General features: G+C 31.3%; 14 protein-coding genes. 6 read left to right on the top strand and 8 right to left on the bottom strand.

From position 1 onward, the window contains the following. The first annotated feature begins 176 nt into the window (after positions 1 to 176). From ACFJGY_RS04215 to ACFJGY_RS04190, 6 genes are all read left to right on the top strand, one after another. Positions 177 to 821 carry a hypothetical protein gene (locus ACFJGY_RS04215; RefSeq protein WP_379968434.1) on the top strand — a complete coding sequence of 215 codons (645 nt, stop codon included), beginning with the start codon at positions 177 to 179 and terminating at the stop codon, positions 819 to 821. Between the two features lie 188 nt (positions 822 to 1,009). Then, a complete protein-coding gene (locus ACFJGY_RS04210) occupies positions 1,010 to 1,132 on the top strand; it encodes a hypothetical protein (protein ID WP_379968432.1) in 123 nt (40 codons plus the stop codon). 45 nt (positions 1,133 to 1,177) lie between these two features. After that, positions 1,178 to 2,335, top strand: coding sequence for a cysteine desulfurase family protein (locus ACFJGY_RS04205; protein ID WP_379968430.1), 1,158 nt, complete (start codon positions 1,178 to 1,180; stop codon positions 2,333 to 2,335). After that, positions 2,328 to 4,730 carry a hypothetical protein gene (locus tag ACFJGY_RS04200; RefSeq protein ID WP_379968428.1) on the top strand — a complete coding sequence of 801 codons (2,403 nt, stop codon included), beginning with the start codon at positions 2,328 to 2,330 and terminating at the stop codon, positions 4,728 to 4,730. Before ACFJGY_RS04205 ends, ACFJGY_RS04200 begins: the two co-directional genes overlap by 8 nt. Then, entirely contained in the window at positions 4,730 to 5,254 is a 525-nt protein-coding gene (locus tag ACFJGY_RS04195) for a hypothetical protein (protein ID WP_379968426.1), read from the top strand. The genes ACFJGY_RS04200 and ACFJGY_RS04195 overlap by 1 nt, the downstream gene beginning before the upstream one ends. A 250-nt stretch (positions 5,255 to 5,504) precedes the next feature. Beyond that, positions 5,505 to 6,164, top strand: coding sequence for a restriction endonuclease (locus ACFJGY_RS04190; protein WP_379968424.1), 660 nt, complete (start codon positions 5,505 to 5,507; stop codon positions 6,162 to 6,164). 57 nt (positions 6,165 to 6,221) lie between these two features. Here the strand turns inward: ACFJGY_RS04190 and ACFJGY_RS04185 are convergent, their stop codons facing one another. The 8 genes from ACFJGY_RS04185 to ACFJGY_RS04150 all read right to left on the bottom strand — a co-directional run bounded on the left by ACFJGY_RS04185 (position 6,222) and on the right by ACFJGY_RS04150 (position 16,512). After that, positions 6,222 to 7,079, bottom strand: a complete 858-nt coding sequence (locus tag ACFJGY_RS04185) for an SIR2 family protein (protein ID WP_379968422.1) — start codon at positions 7,077 to 7,079, stop codon at positions 6,222 to 6,224. A 5-nt stretch (positions 7,080 to 7,084) separates the two neighbouring features. Further along, positions 7,085 to 8,110, bottom strand: coding sequence for a DUF262 domain-containing protein (locus ACFJGY_RS04180; protein ID WP_379968420.1), 1,026 nt, complete (start codon positions 8,108 to 8,110; stop codon positions 7,085 to 7,087). Positions 8,111 to 8,120: 10 nt separating this feature from the next. Continuing rightward, the gene (locus tag ACFJGY_RS04175) at positions 8,121 to 9,227 is read right to left on the bottom strand and encodes a phosphoadenosine phosphosulfate reductase family protein (protein ID WP_379968418.1); all 1,107 of its coding nucleotides are present in this window, start codon (positions 9,225 to 9,227) and stop codon (positions 8,121 to 8,123) included. Next, on the bottom strand, positions 9,224 to 12,439 hold the full coding sequence (locus ACFJGY_RS04170) for a hypothetical protein (protein WP_379968416.1): 3,216 nt from the start codon (positions 12,437 to 12,439) through the stop codon (positions 9,224 to 9,226). Before ACFJGY_RS04170 ends, ACFJGY_RS04175 begins: the two co-directional genes overlap by 4 nt. Then, positions 12,423 to 13,319 (bottom strand): DUF4007 family protein, encoded by an 897-nt coding sequence (locus ACFJGY_RS04165; protein WP_379968414.1) that lies wholly within the window; start codon positions 13,317 to 13,319, stop codon positions 12,423 to 12,425. Before ACFJGY_RS04165 ends, ACFJGY_RS04170 begins: the two co-directional genes overlap by 17 nt. A 446-nt stretch (positions 13,320 to 13,765) precedes the next feature. Beyond that, on the bottom strand, positions 13,766 to 15,022 hold the full coding sequence (locus ACFJGY_RS04160; protein WP_379968412.1) for a type II toxin-antitoxin system HipA family toxin: 1,257 nt from the start codon (positions 15,020 to 15,022) through the stop codon (positions 13,766 to 13,768). 3 nt (positions 15,023 to 15,025) lie between these two features. Then, the gene (locus ACFJGY_RS04155) at positions 15,026 to 15,310 is read right to left on the bottom strand and encodes a helix-turn-helix domain-containing protein (RefSeq protein ID WP_379968410.1); all 285 of its coding nucleotides are present in this window, start codon (positions 15,308 to 15,310) and stop codon (positions 15,026 to 15,028) included. A gap of 464 nt (positions 15,311 to 15,774) precedes the next feature. Next, a complete protein-coding gene (locus ACFJGY_RS04150; RefSeq protein WP_379968408.1) occupies positions 15,775 to 16,512 on the bottom strand; it encodes a DUF6577 family protein in 738 nt (245 codons plus the stop codon). Positions 16,513 to 16,802 lie beyond the last annotated feature (290 nt).

Genomic DNA, 16,802 nt, shown 5'->3' with positions numbered 1-16,802 from the left:
ATTGTGTCAAGGTTTTTTGGGGGAAAATTTTTGCGTATATTTTATACGAAAAAACTTTTTTCCAAAAACCCGCAGGGCTTGACCTTTACACAATATAGCGGCTGGACAGGGAAGCCTCCTACTTGCCTTTGCTTTTTTTATTTTTTGTGTACCGATTTACTTAACTTTAAAATAAAATGTCCAGAAAAAAAGAACGCCCAAAATTTATTCATAAGGCTTCAACCCAAGAGTATTTACATTGCCTGCAGAATATGTCTAGATGGTCGGAAATATTGCTATCTCAAAACAATGGAAAAGGATATAATGATTTTCTGAAATGGATACTGGAAAAGGACTATTGTAGGTCAAATGACAATCTTACCATTACGCAAATTTCTAAGCTGAGTGGATATCCTTCTGCAAAGATTTCTAAATGGTTACAGGAGATTTATGACGGAATCCTGGAACTCAATGAAAATTATCCGGATTTATTCTATGCAGAACAAGGAATCCAAGTAGAACTCTACATACGTTATTATGATAGCTATTGTTCTTTTTGGCTGACACTTCCGGCAATTCCGAGAGCTTATGAAACTTTTGAATTTTTCTTCATTAAAGCAAAAACCGGATGGACAACGTTTTGGGTAAAAGATGTACAATATTCTGTTGACCACAACAAAAGTTCAGTGTGTGTATTTTTAGAAGGTGGAATATTAAATAAGTATCGTGAATTTGCAGTTGAGAAAGCATTGTTTGAAGAGCAAATTTCTTTCAGAGACCTATATGATAAATTTGATTTTGAAATTGATGATCTGATTTTGGGAAGAAAGCGTGATTTCTAATGGGTAAATAGCCCGCACAAAAAGATGCATAGTGAAAAGTTCAATTACTTAACCAAGCTTCTTTGAATAACCAAATGCGAAAAGCGACTGGAAAGATAACGGTATGACAACAGGAATACTGCTATGCACGTGAGTGAAAGTGGCTGAATAGACGGAATATTTTTTATTTCTTCTAAAATATTCTGACTATGAAGCGCCGTAACGATTGGCAAAAGACCAAACGCCTGCATCTTTTTGTGCATCCTATGAAAATGGCTTGGTGGGAACAAGCGTTGGCGAAGCAGATTTATATTTCTTTAAGAGCTTTATAAAACAAATGAAAATGAGTATATTTGATAATATCTGATTTTAATACAATGTCTACATCTCAAAATTATATATATCTTGATAATGCTTCAACTACGAAGGTTGATGATGAAGTGATAAGGGAAATAATTCCATATCTCTCAGAACTTTATGGAAATAGTTCAAGTGCTCATTCTTTGGGAGTTGAAATCAATAAAAAAATTGTAAAGGCGAGGGGAAATGTTGCTAAATTATTTAATTCAGAACCAAAAGAAATTACGTTTACATCCGGAGCGACCGAAGCAATTAATACTACCTTAAAAGGTATAGTTACTTCTAACAGAACAAAACGAATACAAATTATCACAGTTAAAACTGAACATTCTGCAGTACTTGATACCTGTAAGTATTTGGAAGAAATAGGTTTTGATGTTGTTTACTTGCCTGTTCTCAAATCTGGATTATTAGACTTAAATGAATTAAAAAAAGTAATTTCAGAAAAAACACTTTTAGTTTCCGTTATGTTAGTAAACAATGAAACTGGTGTAATACAACCTATAAAAGAAATTACAAAAATAGCACATCAGTTTGGAGCTTTAATGATGACGGATGCAACACAAGCTGTTGGTAAAATTCCGGTAGATGTGAAAGATTTAAACATAGATTATCTGGTTTTTTCAGGACATAAGTTTTATGCACCAAAAGGAATTGGCGGATATTATCAAAATTCCCAAAGTTTAAATTTTCAACCCTTATTACACGGTGGTGGTCAAGAGAAAGGAAAAAGAAGTGGTACATTAAATGTTCCTGGAGTTATTGGATTAGGAAAAAGTTGTGAAATAACTATAAATGAAACAGAGAGAAATAAGTCTTCGGTACAAGAGCTACGAGATTTATTAGAAAATGAACTATTGACTATTGAAGGAGCATTCGTGAATGGAGATCGAGAGAATAGAATCTACAATATCTCGAATATTTGCTTTCCTCATATAGATGCTGACATACTCATCAAAATGCTTGATAACATTTGCGTATCAAATGGTTCTGCCTGTCATTCTGAACTAATAGAGCCTTCGCACGTTCTTACAGCAATGGGATTAAGTAACAAAAATGCTTTTTCGAGTATCAGATTCAGCCTAAGTAAATACAATACCGAAAGTGAAATTCTTTACACAATTAAAAAAGTTAAAGAAATTATTTCTCAGCTAAAAACTTCTAACTATGCCTGATATTTCTACAGAAGACCTTTTTAAACTTTTATATTTTAGTCCTACTGAGGAGGAAGTTGAAGAGGTGATTAAACAAAATCCCAATGTATTCAAAGATGAAAACTGGTTTCCTTTAGGCGGAAACGAAAATATGTTTGGTATCGTCAGAAATCAACAATCAAGCCCTATTGCCGCCTTGGTAGAAAAGGTAACTAATTCTATTGATGCCATTCTGACCAAAAAATGTTTAGAAACGGGAGTTTATCCAGATTCAATTGAAGCGCCTAAGTCAATGGAAGAGGCTATTAATTTATTTTATCCGGATTATAAAAACTGGGATTTAAAGCAGAAAAGACGTAAGCAATCTGAAGAAATACAGATTTTAGCAGATGGTCCACCTCGTAATACTTCTGTGATTATATATGACAATGGTGAAGGACAGCATCCTGAGAAATTTGAAGATACATTTCTCTCTTTGGTAAGAGGGAATAAAATTAATATTCAGTTTGTTCAGGGTAAATATAATATGGGAGGGAGCGGTGCTTTAGTATTTTGCGGAAAAAGAAGATTTCAATTGATCGCATCCAAAAGATATGATAATACCGGCAATTTTGGCTTTACTTTAATTCGTCAAAGAAAAATTAGTGAATCAGGAACCAATAGAAGATCAAGTCATTTTGAATATTTAAAGATAGATAATCAAATTCCTAATTTCCCTATAACCGATTTAGACTTAAAACTCCACGGAAGAAATTTTGAAACAGGAAGTATTATAAAAATGTACTCCTATCAATTTCCTACTGGTTATTCAGGTTTTGCACAGGATCTTAATCAAAGTCTGAATGAATTTCTATTTGAACCTGTACTCCCTCTTTTAACGGTAGATAACAAAGAGAGATATCCTAATAATAAAGTTTTAGAATTAGATTTGTTTGGTTTAAAAAGAAGATTAGAGGAGGCACAAAGCGATTATATAGATACCTATTTTTCTGAAGAATATGTCGATGAATTATTCGGTAAAGCTAAAGTAACATGCTATGTTTTTAAGCCTAAAACAGAAAAACAAGATGTTAAGAAGAGCAGAGAAATTATAAGAAGTAGATTTTTTAAAAACAATATGTCTGTTATGTTTTCCATTAACGGACAGGTACACGGCAGTTATACAACTGAATTTATATCCAGGACTCTTAAGCTCAATCTTCTTAAAGATTATCTTCTGATTCACGTGGATTGTACTGAAATGGATCCTGATTTTAGAGAGGAATTGTTTATGGCTTCAAGAGACCGCCTCAAAGATGCACTTGAAGCAAATGCGTTGAGAGAATATTTAGGTAAAAAATTAAGGAAAAGTGAATTAGACGAAATTAACCGCAAGCGTAAAGAAAGTATTGGATTAGAGAATGAAGATACTACTGAACTTATAAAGTCATTTGCAAAAAATTTACCTAAAAACAGTGATCTATTTAAATTGCTGCAAAACACTTTGAAATTAGAAGAGAAAAAGGAAGAAAAAAAAGATAGAAAACCAGCTCCACAAAAGCCTAAAACAGAGATAAAACCATTTTTACCTCAACGTTTTCCTTCGATGTTTCAATTACATAACAAAAAAGAAGGGATTAATATCATCTCACTGCCTAAAAATGGAGAAAAGACGATTAAATTTGATACAGATGTAGCAAATGATTATTTTGATCGTTCTGAGGATTCCGGTGATTTAGAAGTCAGCGTTTTACAGATAAAAAGAAATGAAACTTCCGGAGGGACGGAACCTGGAACAAAAAAAGAAGTTTCCGGAATATTAAATATTGCTAAGAGCAGCCCTAATCAGGGAACAATAAAACTTACCCTAGAACCTACGGAAGAGTTAAATGTTGGCGATGAAATTGAAATAACAGCTTCTCTTACTGCCCCAGGACAAACTTTTGAAGAAATAATTCTTGTAAAAGTCACTGACAAAGAGGCTACAAATCAAAAAGTACCTCAAGAGGAAGATGAGGAAGATTATATTGGATTACCGAAACTTCATAAAGTAAAAGAAGAAAATTGGAGCTCCTTAGAAGAAAATGGAATTGAAATGGGACACAATATCGTAATGTATCCGGTTTCAGAAGGTGACCAATTGCAGGAAATATTCATTAATTTAGATAGTTCTGTATTCTTGAACCATCGTTCCAAATTAAAAGGAGAAGAGCAAATTCTAACTGCTGAAAGAAAATATATTTCATCGGTTTATTTTCATACTATATTTCTATATATGATTACAAAAAGGAGGAAATATTCTATATCAATAGATAAAGAAAGTGGTACTGAAAGCATAACAATAGATGAATACATCAGAGATATATTTGACCATTATTATTCTGATTTTCTATTGAATTTTGGAATGGAACAATTAATGGGAGCTTTGGAAGAATAATGAAAATAATAGAATATATAGATAAAATTGCTGGAGAAATAGGCTTAGAAACTCAACATAAAAGTGATGAGGGAATTTCAATTTGGACAAGTCCATACCTAGGTATTTCATTGATAATTAAATGCAATCAAGAAGAAAGCATGAGTTTTTATTATTCTCAAAGAACAACCTCGTGGGTATATAATGGTGAAAGAACTGATTTACACGATATAATTCCAATTACATTCGCTTTGTTCATTAAGCGAATGAATATTTGTAGTTTATATTTCACCGATGTATACAATCCAGCTACTGGAGCTGATGATGAAATATATTCTAAATATTTAATCCCATTTCAAATCAATAATGATTTCACTAATAAAAAAAGTGAAAAATATTTAAAATTTATTGATGAACTGATCAATAGTTTGATGGTGTTTGAGCATTTTTTCTGTCATGTTTTCCTGGATGTCCATTCGCCGAATGTAGGAAGAAACTTGGTTATAAATTTGAATACAATTGGGAAATTGAAGAAAATAAATTAGAGAATATAATAAATTCAATCGGTAGTTCAGGAGAACTAGTAAACTATTGTGAAAGAACACTGCCAAACTGGTTTTATTTTAGAGATTTTAAAAGGAAAATTTCTTTAATTCAAAGTAAAGATCTACATCCTTTTATTGAGAATTTATGTAAAAACAGTAAGGTCATGAACATTAATTCAATAAGTGGAAAGCTTTGTATTGAAGAACAAGCCATCACTACCTAGGCAATTTCAAGAATAGGGAAATAAGAATGGCCTTCAGAAAATTAGGCGATAAAAGTAAAAGTATTATTCTTTTAGAAAATCGAATTATTGCTATTGGAGATGAATACATTCTCTCTTTTAATAGTGACTGTGGTTATCATAAATTTCAAGATGAAAAGGCTAAGTTGAAAATTCGGCATGAAAAAGAATATAAAATTCTTTTTAAACCTTCTGAATTAGAATGGAATAAAAAAATAGATGATTCAAGATTTGAAGACTTAATAAAAGATTTATTAGAAAGAGAGCCTGAGGTGACTAGAGTGAGAAAAACAGCTCATACACGAGAACGAGATGGAGGTGTTGATTTAATTGTTGATTGGAAGATTCCTAAAGTTAAAATGTATTCTGGTGATATGAATCCTTATAATACACTAAAAATTATCGTCCAATGTAAAGCGTATAAGGATGGTGTTAGTAAATCAAAAGTTACAGATATTAGGGATACGATTGAATATAGGAATTATGATGGCTATTTTTTAGCAGTGTCAAGTTACCTCACAAAATCTTTATCTGATTATTTAGATAAATTAAGAACAGAAAATAAATTCTGGATTGAATGGTGGAGTCGAGATGAAATCGAAAAGCGCCTCATCAACCATAAAGATCTAATTTCTAAATACAGTGATATAATAAAAGTCAAAGAGTGAAAATAAATTACTCTTTGACTTTTTATTATTTTTTTAATCAATTTGGGTAAAAAACCATTAAACAATTAATGTCCTAAATAATGAAATAAATTCGCCTACCTCTTCATGACTATTATTAGGTGAATAAGGGATTATCTGAATATTAAAATTTTTTCTCCAACTTTCTGCTTCTACACTATTAATTTGATCTTCTGCAATCAGTGCATAGTGACTCGGTCCGCCACCGTGAAATGAACTATGAATAAAACTTAACAAAAGTTTTAATTCTGGATCCGATAAAGATGATCCTAGAAATAATACAGTTTTGGTTGTAAATAATGATTGTAATATACTTTGGTATCCTCGTTCTTGAAATAAGATCTGACGATAGTCGGTTTCTGTTAATATGATTCCCTGTTGGGATTTATTAGCATCTCCGTGGGCTTTCAATATAAAAGGTCTATTATTCCATAGGTCGTATGCTATATCAGGACTATCTTTAAATGAATGCACTTTAGCTTGCTTGCCAAACTCTTTTACATATGCATTTTCTAAAAGAGTATCATAATTTGTAGTGATAATAAACTGGTAAGGATATTTTATCAATTCGGAGTGAATTGCTATTGGTGGGGGGCATTCGTCAGCAAATCTTTTTATTACATACTTTCTAAATGAATCTCCCAAAAAATCTTTTAACTCTTGAGCCAATATTAAAAATTTGGAAGGATCTGCCAAAAGAGAATTACAATTATCTAAAAATTCCCTATTTGGTTTGTAACTTACATTTTCTGCTAAATCTATTAATTCTCTCAATAAGCCAGACCAGTTCGGTAAACCTGCTGCTTGAGAAATTCCAGCTCCAACAAATATTCCACCTTTATTATTTTTAAAAGAGTGAATTAAATCTGTTGGTATTTTATTTATGTCAAAAGCCATAATTATTATTTAAAAAGATGTCTAAATTGTACAACAAAAACTTCATTCCTGCGCCTCATATTAGCCTTCAAGCTCCCATCTTTGGTGAAAGATGTAATGTATTCATAAAGTCGTTTATCTTCATCAGAAGGAGAATCTTTTTCTATTAATGATTCCGGTTTTCTATTAAATTTTTTTCGTTGTTGTTCAAATTGTTGGAATGCTCTAACAAATTCTTTATCTAATACCTTTGCACCCTGTTTTCTATTTTGGTAAATCAGTATAAAAGTATCTACAAAAGCCCATTTATTTTTAAATATACCTATTGAATAAGAGTTTATTTTAGTCATATCATCTAATACTGTACTGATATCCTTAATGATCTCTGATATCTCCGTTGGTGATATATTTAAATAAACATCTTTCAGAATTTGCCCTTTAAAATCATTATTAAAACCATTTACTATATATGCAATAACGTGATCTGTGTAATCTTGATATTTATTTCGTAAATCCTGGAAACCACAATTTTTAAAAAAAGAATGATTATCAACAATAGACTCCACAAATGCACCTATTTGAGTAGAGAGTGCCCTTCTTAATTCAGCTTGGTTTAAACCCATTCCTCTTTGTAGTCTTGCAAAAAGATCTCTTATTTCTTTTTGAGTAGAATCCTCTATTATAGCAATACTTAGATTAAATTTGTTGAAAAAGTCTTTTGCTGTAATATCCAATTGGCTATATTTTTTACCTTCAATATTTTCTTCATTAAAAAAAATATCTTTTCCTAAACTAAACTTATCTTCTAAAAATTCCCAAATAGTTCTAAGTCTTTGTTGACCATCACAAACTTCAAAGTCATAAAAGGCATTACCACTTATATCATTTAAGTAGAACTTAGGCAAGTCATATCCTCTGAAAATAGAATCAATCAAAAGCTTTTTTCGGTCTATTTTCCAAACAGGAGTACGTTGATACTGTGGTTTGGGATCAATACGATCTTTAAGCTCATATATTTTTTCAATATTGAATTTTTGTGTTATGACTTTCATTTAATTGGGTTTATATAAAACAGCTTGCACAACCTTCTCCTTCAGAATCATCCAAAAGATCTAAAAGGTAAGCTGATTTTTTATTTTGGTTATTTTTTTGTAGTTTTTTTATTTGTTGTTCTTTTATCTGCGCCATACGTTCGGGTTTAATAATGTCCTCAAGACTTTCATCCTGCATCCAAGTATAACCATCTTTTTCGTATTCCAATGCTTTATCAAACCGTTCACGATGTTGCTCATACAACCAAATCCATTCTATTTTTTGTTGATAAAAGCAGAAAAAACAACCTGAGCGGCTTCTAGCATATTCTCCTTTTTGACCATTTACTTCAAATTCAACTTTTTCATAGTACTTAGGAACTCCAACACCGCTACTTTTTAATATGCTAAAAATATCTTCCCTCACTAGATTATCTTCGTTATCTAACAAAGCAAAATCACTTTCATAAGCCAATGGATATTCTGTCGTTTTTAGAAACTCAAAAACAACCTTGTTAAATGATTGGATATCAATATCTAATAAATCATTCAATTTATCTTTAGCCATATATCTAGGAGACACAAGCTCATTAACGACTTCTTGAATTCGCGATAATTTTTGGGCTGGTATATAATCGTTATACCAAGTAAGAAGATTTTCAATATTTGAGTTTTTTAAAACCTTGCTAACGACGTCTTCACTCCAAATATTTCTACGAAAAGGAAAAATAGACTGGATGTTACCTTTTCTTGATATGTATCCTTCTCTGTCCTCATCACCTCTAATGCCGACATAGGAAATAACCAAATCATCACCCACCCAATCTTCAAAGGGTTCTAATTTAAGTTTCTTTGTACACCAGCGAGCATTTGAAGAGGGCAAATAACCTCCATATAATTTTAAGAAATGGTCAAACGGATCTTCGTGGCTTTTTTCAGCGGCTTCGATACGCTTTACTCTTTTACCAGTATGTGTTTCAATATTACGAATAAGGTCATATGTTTCTTGCAGCTCTTTTCCAGTATCTGTAAAGTAATATTCAATATCTAAATGAGGATATTTTTCAAATAAATAGATAGCTAAGGCACCACTATCCTTACCTCCAGAAATACCCATTACGTGCCTTACTTTTCTCATTTTTTCAGTTCTTCTTGCAATAAATTTGCAAGTATGGTTATATTAATTCTGGTATCATCTACCAGTAGTTTTTTTAGTTCTATTTCTTTTTCAGAAATTTCTTTTGTTTTCTCCTTAGGTAAACGGACTAAATTTTTCTTAAGTCCATCTACAAATGAAGTAATCTCTATTTTAAAGATTTCTTCCGTTTTTTCATCGAAATCTTTTTGACTAATTTCGCTAAGATTATCCAATTCTGCAATAGTATCTGTAAAAATAGTATATAATCTTGCTTCTTCTTCATCAGTAATCTTATCCAGTGTCTTCCCTAGACACACCTGAACTAATGAATTTAACCAGGCATTTTTATCTTCTAGAGGGGAATTCAGTCTTTGTACAAATACCTTTTGATTAGGCTTTAATAAATGTTTCTTGATATTTTTAAACCTATTCTGAAGCTTTATCTTATATTCCTCAAAACCTAAATTTTCTCCAACAATTTCATTTAAAATATAATGCTCAAATCTTTCAATCAGCCCGGAATAAGAAGTTCTGATTTCTCTTATTGATAATTGAATCTCAGCAATATACTGTTCTAATTTTTTTGTGTCATTTTGTAGCTCAATAATACTGACACCCATCGCCGAAGGGAAATCTTCAAAAAATGTTTTTTCAGGATCTTTTGAATTGGCAATAGCACTCCTCAGCTTTAAAGCTTTTCCTCTTAACCTCAACGTTTTTTTTGAGTAGTCAGGGATTTCTCTATAAAATTTCAGAAAAGGTTTTACCGTTTCAATAAAACTTTGATTTGTAATGGTATCCTTTTCTGTTTGCTCTAGCATTTCTCTATATTGGTTAAACATTTTCAGTTTAACTCCCTCTACATCAAAAGCTTTTATTTCGTAATCTTTTGCTTTTTTGGAAACCAATTCTAAATTCTCAAAAGTCAATTCAGGAATATATGTATCTTCATAAAAAAGCGCAAAATCATTTCTTTTGATAAACAAAAATATGGGTAGCCAAAAATCAATAAATCCTTGTTTTAATTTAAAAGGTTTCACAGACAGCTGATCCACAAAATCCTGCAAATTTCTTTTGCTATACTTAGAAGATTCCAAGAACTTTTCTCCGAGCTTCCACAATAGCTCATAACTATTATCTGTAGGTTTCGAAACCGTTAATACACCATTTTGTATTCTATGAATTCCAGTTTCCTTTAATAAACTTAAGTAAATAGTCTTCTCTGGAGGAAAATGAGCAGTATCAAATCCTAAATTTTCTACCTGCCAATTTTCTATTAATTTTCTCAGTAACGCCTTCTTTGCTGTAGAAATAGGAGATGAAATTTTGGTTTTATTAACCATTTCATTTCGATAAATAGGAGTTCCTGTATATATATCTTCATCACAAATTCTTGAAAGTTGTCTATTAAGGGCTTTTGAAGAAGAAATATTTAGCAATTGACCTTTATAATACCATTTTACATTACCATTATTAGAATATAAATCTTCGTTTATTAACTTATTTAAGGTATTTTTATTAAATAGTTCCAATTCGCCAAGTTCATTTAACGCTATTTTATCATTCAGATAATCACCTTTTATTTTCTGAATTTTTAGAATTTCATAAATGCCTTCTTGTATTTGAGTGTAGTTTTGGTAGTAAGCTATCATTACTGCCTCGTCACTATTTTGAGAAAAGTCTACAACTTCTTTTTCACTTATATTATTGGAAAAAACTAAATTAATGAAGCCATCCACTTCTCCAACAGGAATGTCATTGACTAATTTATCTACTAAATTAAATTCAAAAAAACGAGGTGTACCTTTAGTATAATAAATTGACTTTGCTGCAATATAATTTCCAGTAACATAATCTCTGATGTAATCTGTAATATTATTAGGCTTCTCTACAGAAAAAGAAGCTTCGTCTAAAGCTTTTTCAATATCTAAATCAGTTCCTTGGGCTAATACAAAACGATTGGAATACCCTACATATCTTAATATTCGGAATCCTAATAACTCGATAATAACGTTTTTTATATCATCGATACCTAAAGAAAGTTTTGCATATCTTTCAATGAAAGCCTCATCTATACTACCCGAAGAATTTCCAAAAAGATTCAGTAAACCAATTGTTTTTACAATTTTAATTGCATTACTGGGATTTCCTGCGAATCTGCCTTCAGTCATTTCTATGGCAGCTCTAATATTTGTCCATTGGGAATAATGTGGATTGTATTTGGTCGTCAAAAACGAATAGTAATTATGAATTAAATAATCATAAACACAAGCGAGATTGAAGTAAGGATTTCCAACATTATCATAATCAAATAAATTGTGAGGATCATTTGAATCTAAAAATGAAAATAATGACCTTTCATTTTGTCCATATTTTTGTAATGATAATGTAAGAACAGACGCTGACAAAAAATCCAAAGGAAATAATTTTTCTGCTATCTCTTCATTGAAATAATCTCTTAATGGAAATAACTTTGAGTCTTGTATAGTCTTGAATAGGGTTCCGAAATTATTATTTTCATTTTCAAATCCTAGTTTATCAACTCTTTTTGCTGCTAAAAATAAAAGTTGTTCTACCGGTTCATTAAAGGTTATTTCTTTTAATCTTCCTTTTACTTTATCCCATTCATTTTTCTGAGCCTGTGACAGGTTGAATGCATATTGATTAAAATCCTGATGTAATGTTGAGATAAAGAGAATATTTTTGTTCCTATCACTGACATATTCTGCAAGTTCCTGTATAAAGTATAACTCTTCTTCAGGATTATTCTGAGCAGCATATTCTAAGAACTTACCAAATTCATCAACAAGAATTATTAATCCCGAATTTAATTTAGAATAATATTCATCTATTGCTTTTACGATATTCTTAGAATTTAAATTCCCAATATTTAAAAAGTTGGCAAACTCCTTTTTAAAGGATGCGTATTCTCCTATAAATTTTATAAACTTAAAGCCACTAAAAGATTTATTATGAAAATTATCCGAAACATTTATTATGTCATTCTCAAAGGCTTTTAGAAAAGCAGATTTCCCTGTCCCGTAAGCCCCTATCAAGTTATATGCTCTGATTCCAATCTGAAATCCGGTTATTAATTGTGAATGAACCAACTCCGCATTAGGAGTTAGGATATAATCTATTTGTGCACCATTATCTCTTACTATGTTTACAGATGGAGAAAAATGATAATTTTTTCTATCTATAGTATTCATTAAGAATTTCCCATTTATTAATCTGTTCCTTGAATTGTAATGTTCTGTTACCTGCCGTCTCACTATAAATTATACTGGCATATTTGTTACTAATATTTAAAATATGTTTGTACAATTCTTCAGCATTAAGGGCGAAAATATTTCCAGGAGAGTTTGTTCCTGTTAGTAATTGTTTAAAGCTAATTGTTTTATCCTCATAATTATCAATTATGGAATATAAAACAATTTCAGATGGTAAACTATCGGTTTTTTCACTTCCTATCTTATACCAGTCTTCAATCTTGCCATCAATATCAATTTTTTTATACTGATGAATTAATTGTAAATCCAAAAATATATTGGAAAATACATCTTCAACATCTACTTTTGCTTTTCTTTCGGGAGAAGCATAGTTTCTGAAAAAAACATTGATATCTGTAGTTATGGTTTTTTCACTATAATTAACAGACTTATCTTCATTACATTTTCGTTTTAAAAAAGAATGCAAGTGTTCTTTAGTAAAATCTATTCTCTCCTTACGAAATTCATTGAACAGCAATGAATACAAAGAGGCTTTGTTTTTTTTGATAAGATTATAATGAAGAAGCCAAAGAGTTCCAATATCTTCTAAATATGGATCATAACCATTATCAGAAAAAATATAGTTACCCAATTCCGTAGGAGTATCATCTTTCTCATCAATGATATTGAAAGCCTTGCACCAGTATCGTATAGAGCTTACCATATTTTTTCCAACTCCTAGATCTATTACCACTTCATCATCATTAAATGTTTTGTCCTTCTGAACAAAATCATAACCTTTCTTTAACCAGAATTGTTTACAAGAAAACGATTCGTGTCCTGAAAATTGTAATTTAAGATTTGTATTAATTACACTCATTTATTTATTAAAATAATTTCTATACAAAGGTAGTTTTTTGTATTCATTATTCCCTGCATTGAATCTTTGAATCACAAATAAATACTTTGTAAAAAAGTATATCATAAGCAAATAAAGATAATTATTTTTCATCATAAAAATCCAATTCAAATGAATTTTGTTCTACGAAAACTGAAATAAATGTAGTTTGTATCCTTAAACAATATAATCCTTTTTGGCAACTATATACTTCACTGTACTAAAGCCCAGGGATATCAAAAATGACGGCATTTACTCGGAGTATTTTCCAAAAAAACTTCAAAATTCAGTTTTGAGATAACAAATATAATTTGGTACATCGAAGTATCTTGTTCCCTTAAGTATGATAACTATATACTTAAATGTACCACTCATACAATGTACCACTCATACGCTTAGTTGCATAAAGCATATCGTTACCATTTATTTCACTTCCCAAACGGTAAAAAAGCAGACTGCATTAACTGTTGCTCTGATCTTGAAATCCCTATTTCATTAGCTATATTTACCCAATCTCGTACCACATTTACGGTTTTTTCTATAATTGAATCCATCTCCTTTTCTCCCAACCTGAAAAACTGTCCAACTTCTTTTGCAAGATCGAGATCTAAGGAATTACTATCCATGTCAATATTTAATGCCAGACCATCTTTATCAACTGAGGGATTAAGATCATAAGCAGGTGATAATACCCATCCTTGGGGAGTCAAAAGAAAACCGTGATTTCTAAGATGGTCATCTGTATTTGATATGCAGATATTGAATATAATTCTTCTCCACAATTCTTTCAAATTATTTTCAACATCAGTCCCATAAGTTTCGATGAAATCAAGAATATCTAAATAACTCGCTTGTTCAGATTTTAATATATCTTCGTTTTTTCCGGTCATTGTCATTGCTGATGAAAAGTGTATTCTTCCACTGCCATTCCTATCGAACCGTTTGGTGAAAAATGTATGATAACTACCGTTTAGCTTTTGAATTTTAGTTTCTGACATATTGATCCCTACATTTATAGCCAATCTATATGCTAAATACTCCCACGCGGCTTTATCGATAGTGTCATTTTTAGAAGGAAATTTCGCAATCCATAAATTACCATTTTCATCAAGAACATTTGCTTTGGGCCTTGCTCCTCCTAGTGATGATCCTGGAACTACCAACAAGGCTAGCAGCTCCTTCATATTCGGCTGGTCATCTTCTTCAAAACTTTTCACTGCAGCCTCCAATTCCCTTAGTGAAGACCATGGAGGTGTAGGATTACTGTCATCATCATCCAGGAAGTTGCCTTCTTCTGAAATCTTAAATCTTAATGCTCCCATCCTGGTGTGATCATATACACCCAATAAATAATCAATATCATACAGATTCTTATTCTTTTCTCCATTATCCCTCGCAAATTGAGCAGCCTTTCTTTTCATTAAAGTTCTTCCCCAAGTATCCGGCATACTATCCATGAAAACTCCAAAATTCTCTTTTTTGTTAGGATATTGTGTTCCTGAGAAAAACTGTAAATCGGGATCAATTAGAATTTGACCATCGCTTTTAAGCCATTCTTTTGTATACTCAAAGCTAAATGATTTTTTTCCTTTTCCATAATTAGCAGACAAGACCCCCATTAATTGAGGCTCTGAAAGTTCTATCCAGTCAGCATAAACTAATATATCTACCTTATTCTGTTTCATTTGTTATAACAATTCTAAGTCTTGCAATTTGCGTCCTAATTCATCATCAGATCCCAATTTCAGTATATCATCACTAAGACCTAATACTCTTAAAACACTAAAATAAGAACCCATCGCCACACTAGGATCTCCTTTCTCAATGAGGTATAGAGTTGTACGCGCAATGCCCGCCCTCTCGGCTACCTGCAAAGCATTTAACTTTCTTCTTTTTCGGGCAAGCTTTATATTTTCTCCCATCTGCTCCATAACAGCTTTGTATTTCGGAAGAATAATTTGTTTTCTTTTCATTATGTTCGTTATTATGAACAAATATAATTATTTTGTTCATAATAACGAACATTTAAAAAATAAATTATTTTGATTGACTATTAATATTTTCTGGGACAAATGGGAGCAGCAAGGTTTTACGAATGATTTTGAAATCTTTTCAGATGAAGTAGACTTTAAAAAATTATATCCAGAATCCCTTCAACCCCCATAAAACAAATTTATAATCAATACATTATTTACACTCATTTATACCCTCTTTTTAATGGGTTTTCACCAACATTCCAATATAGATTAATCAATTCTGTTTTTAACGTCATTAATTTTAGCTAATTCATTAAAGATATAAGTATGGTTATATTGGATTGCCGGTGCACTTATAGGTTTATGAGATTACTTTCCATAATAATTTTTCTTAGTTCCTTTTCATAATGATATATAATATCCACGTTATCATTATAAACATAATTTAGAACTTATAATGGTTATTGTTTAGGAAAGCGAGAGTCGTATAGATATTTAATCAGCTTCTGTTTTCTGCCCTTCCGGTCGGCATATCGCAAAAGCCTGTTTTCATTTATAGTATATTTTTTAAATACATTAACAAATATGCTTCTGAGCTCACTGCCTGCGAGGAATGTAAACTCAGAATCACAGAATATATCGACCAGCATCTTTTCTAGGGTAATAAGGGGCAGACCACTTTCTTCATTCAAAGGACTTTCAGTTGTAAGACACCGGACTATGATGGGTAAACGGAAATCAGGAAGAAGATCGCTTATCAGCATTTCCGAAGGATGTAGAAATACACCGCTAAAATTATTTTTGAGTTGATAATAAACAGACTCTGTAACATCACGCTCTACATCTGCCAGTACAAATGGGTATGCAATTAAATGCTGGGTAAATTCATTTAAAAGGTCTGAGTTCCATACACAAAAAGAAACATCAGGAAAGTTTTTCCGGATAAATGTGCTGATTTTTTTTGACCTGGAAGATAGTTCAGGCTGATATAACCTACCATCACCGAGTTGAAACAGTCCTCTTCCTACTCTATGCAGTATTGACGATTTAACAAGGTCATGAACCCTCCACCTGATGGTAGCATCCGGAATCTCAGGGTCGTTTATTTTAAAATAGGTACGTAGGCCATCCAAGGAAAGTTCTGATTTATTCCCAAAATATTCCTGTAGCGCTACTTTATTCTTATCTTTTTTTACCACCTAATAATAATACGATACAAACTTACGGCAAAAAAATCAGTTTACTGCCGAAAGTTTGATTTTTGATTAGTTTTTTTTAAGATGCAAACCACTATTAACCAAATATATACATGCTTATATTTCCAATCTCAAAAACAACTAGTATATATACTAACGGATATACACAGCTATTAGAACAAATATAACATTGCATTTAACAGAGGAGAATCTATTGATCCATCCATAACGGATAAGGTGAAATTTACACTACATTCAGGATATTCTCTTGTGAAGAAAACATTTCCTTCAGA

It is taken from the genome of Epilithonimonas sp. UC225_85, from assembly GCF_042695135.1.
Lineage (GTDB): Bacteria > Bacteroidota > Bacteroidia > Flavobacteriales > Weeksellaceae > Epilithonimonas.
Note: the sequence above shows the minus strand (reverse complement) of the source record. Positions and strands in the feature narration are given on the sequence as shown.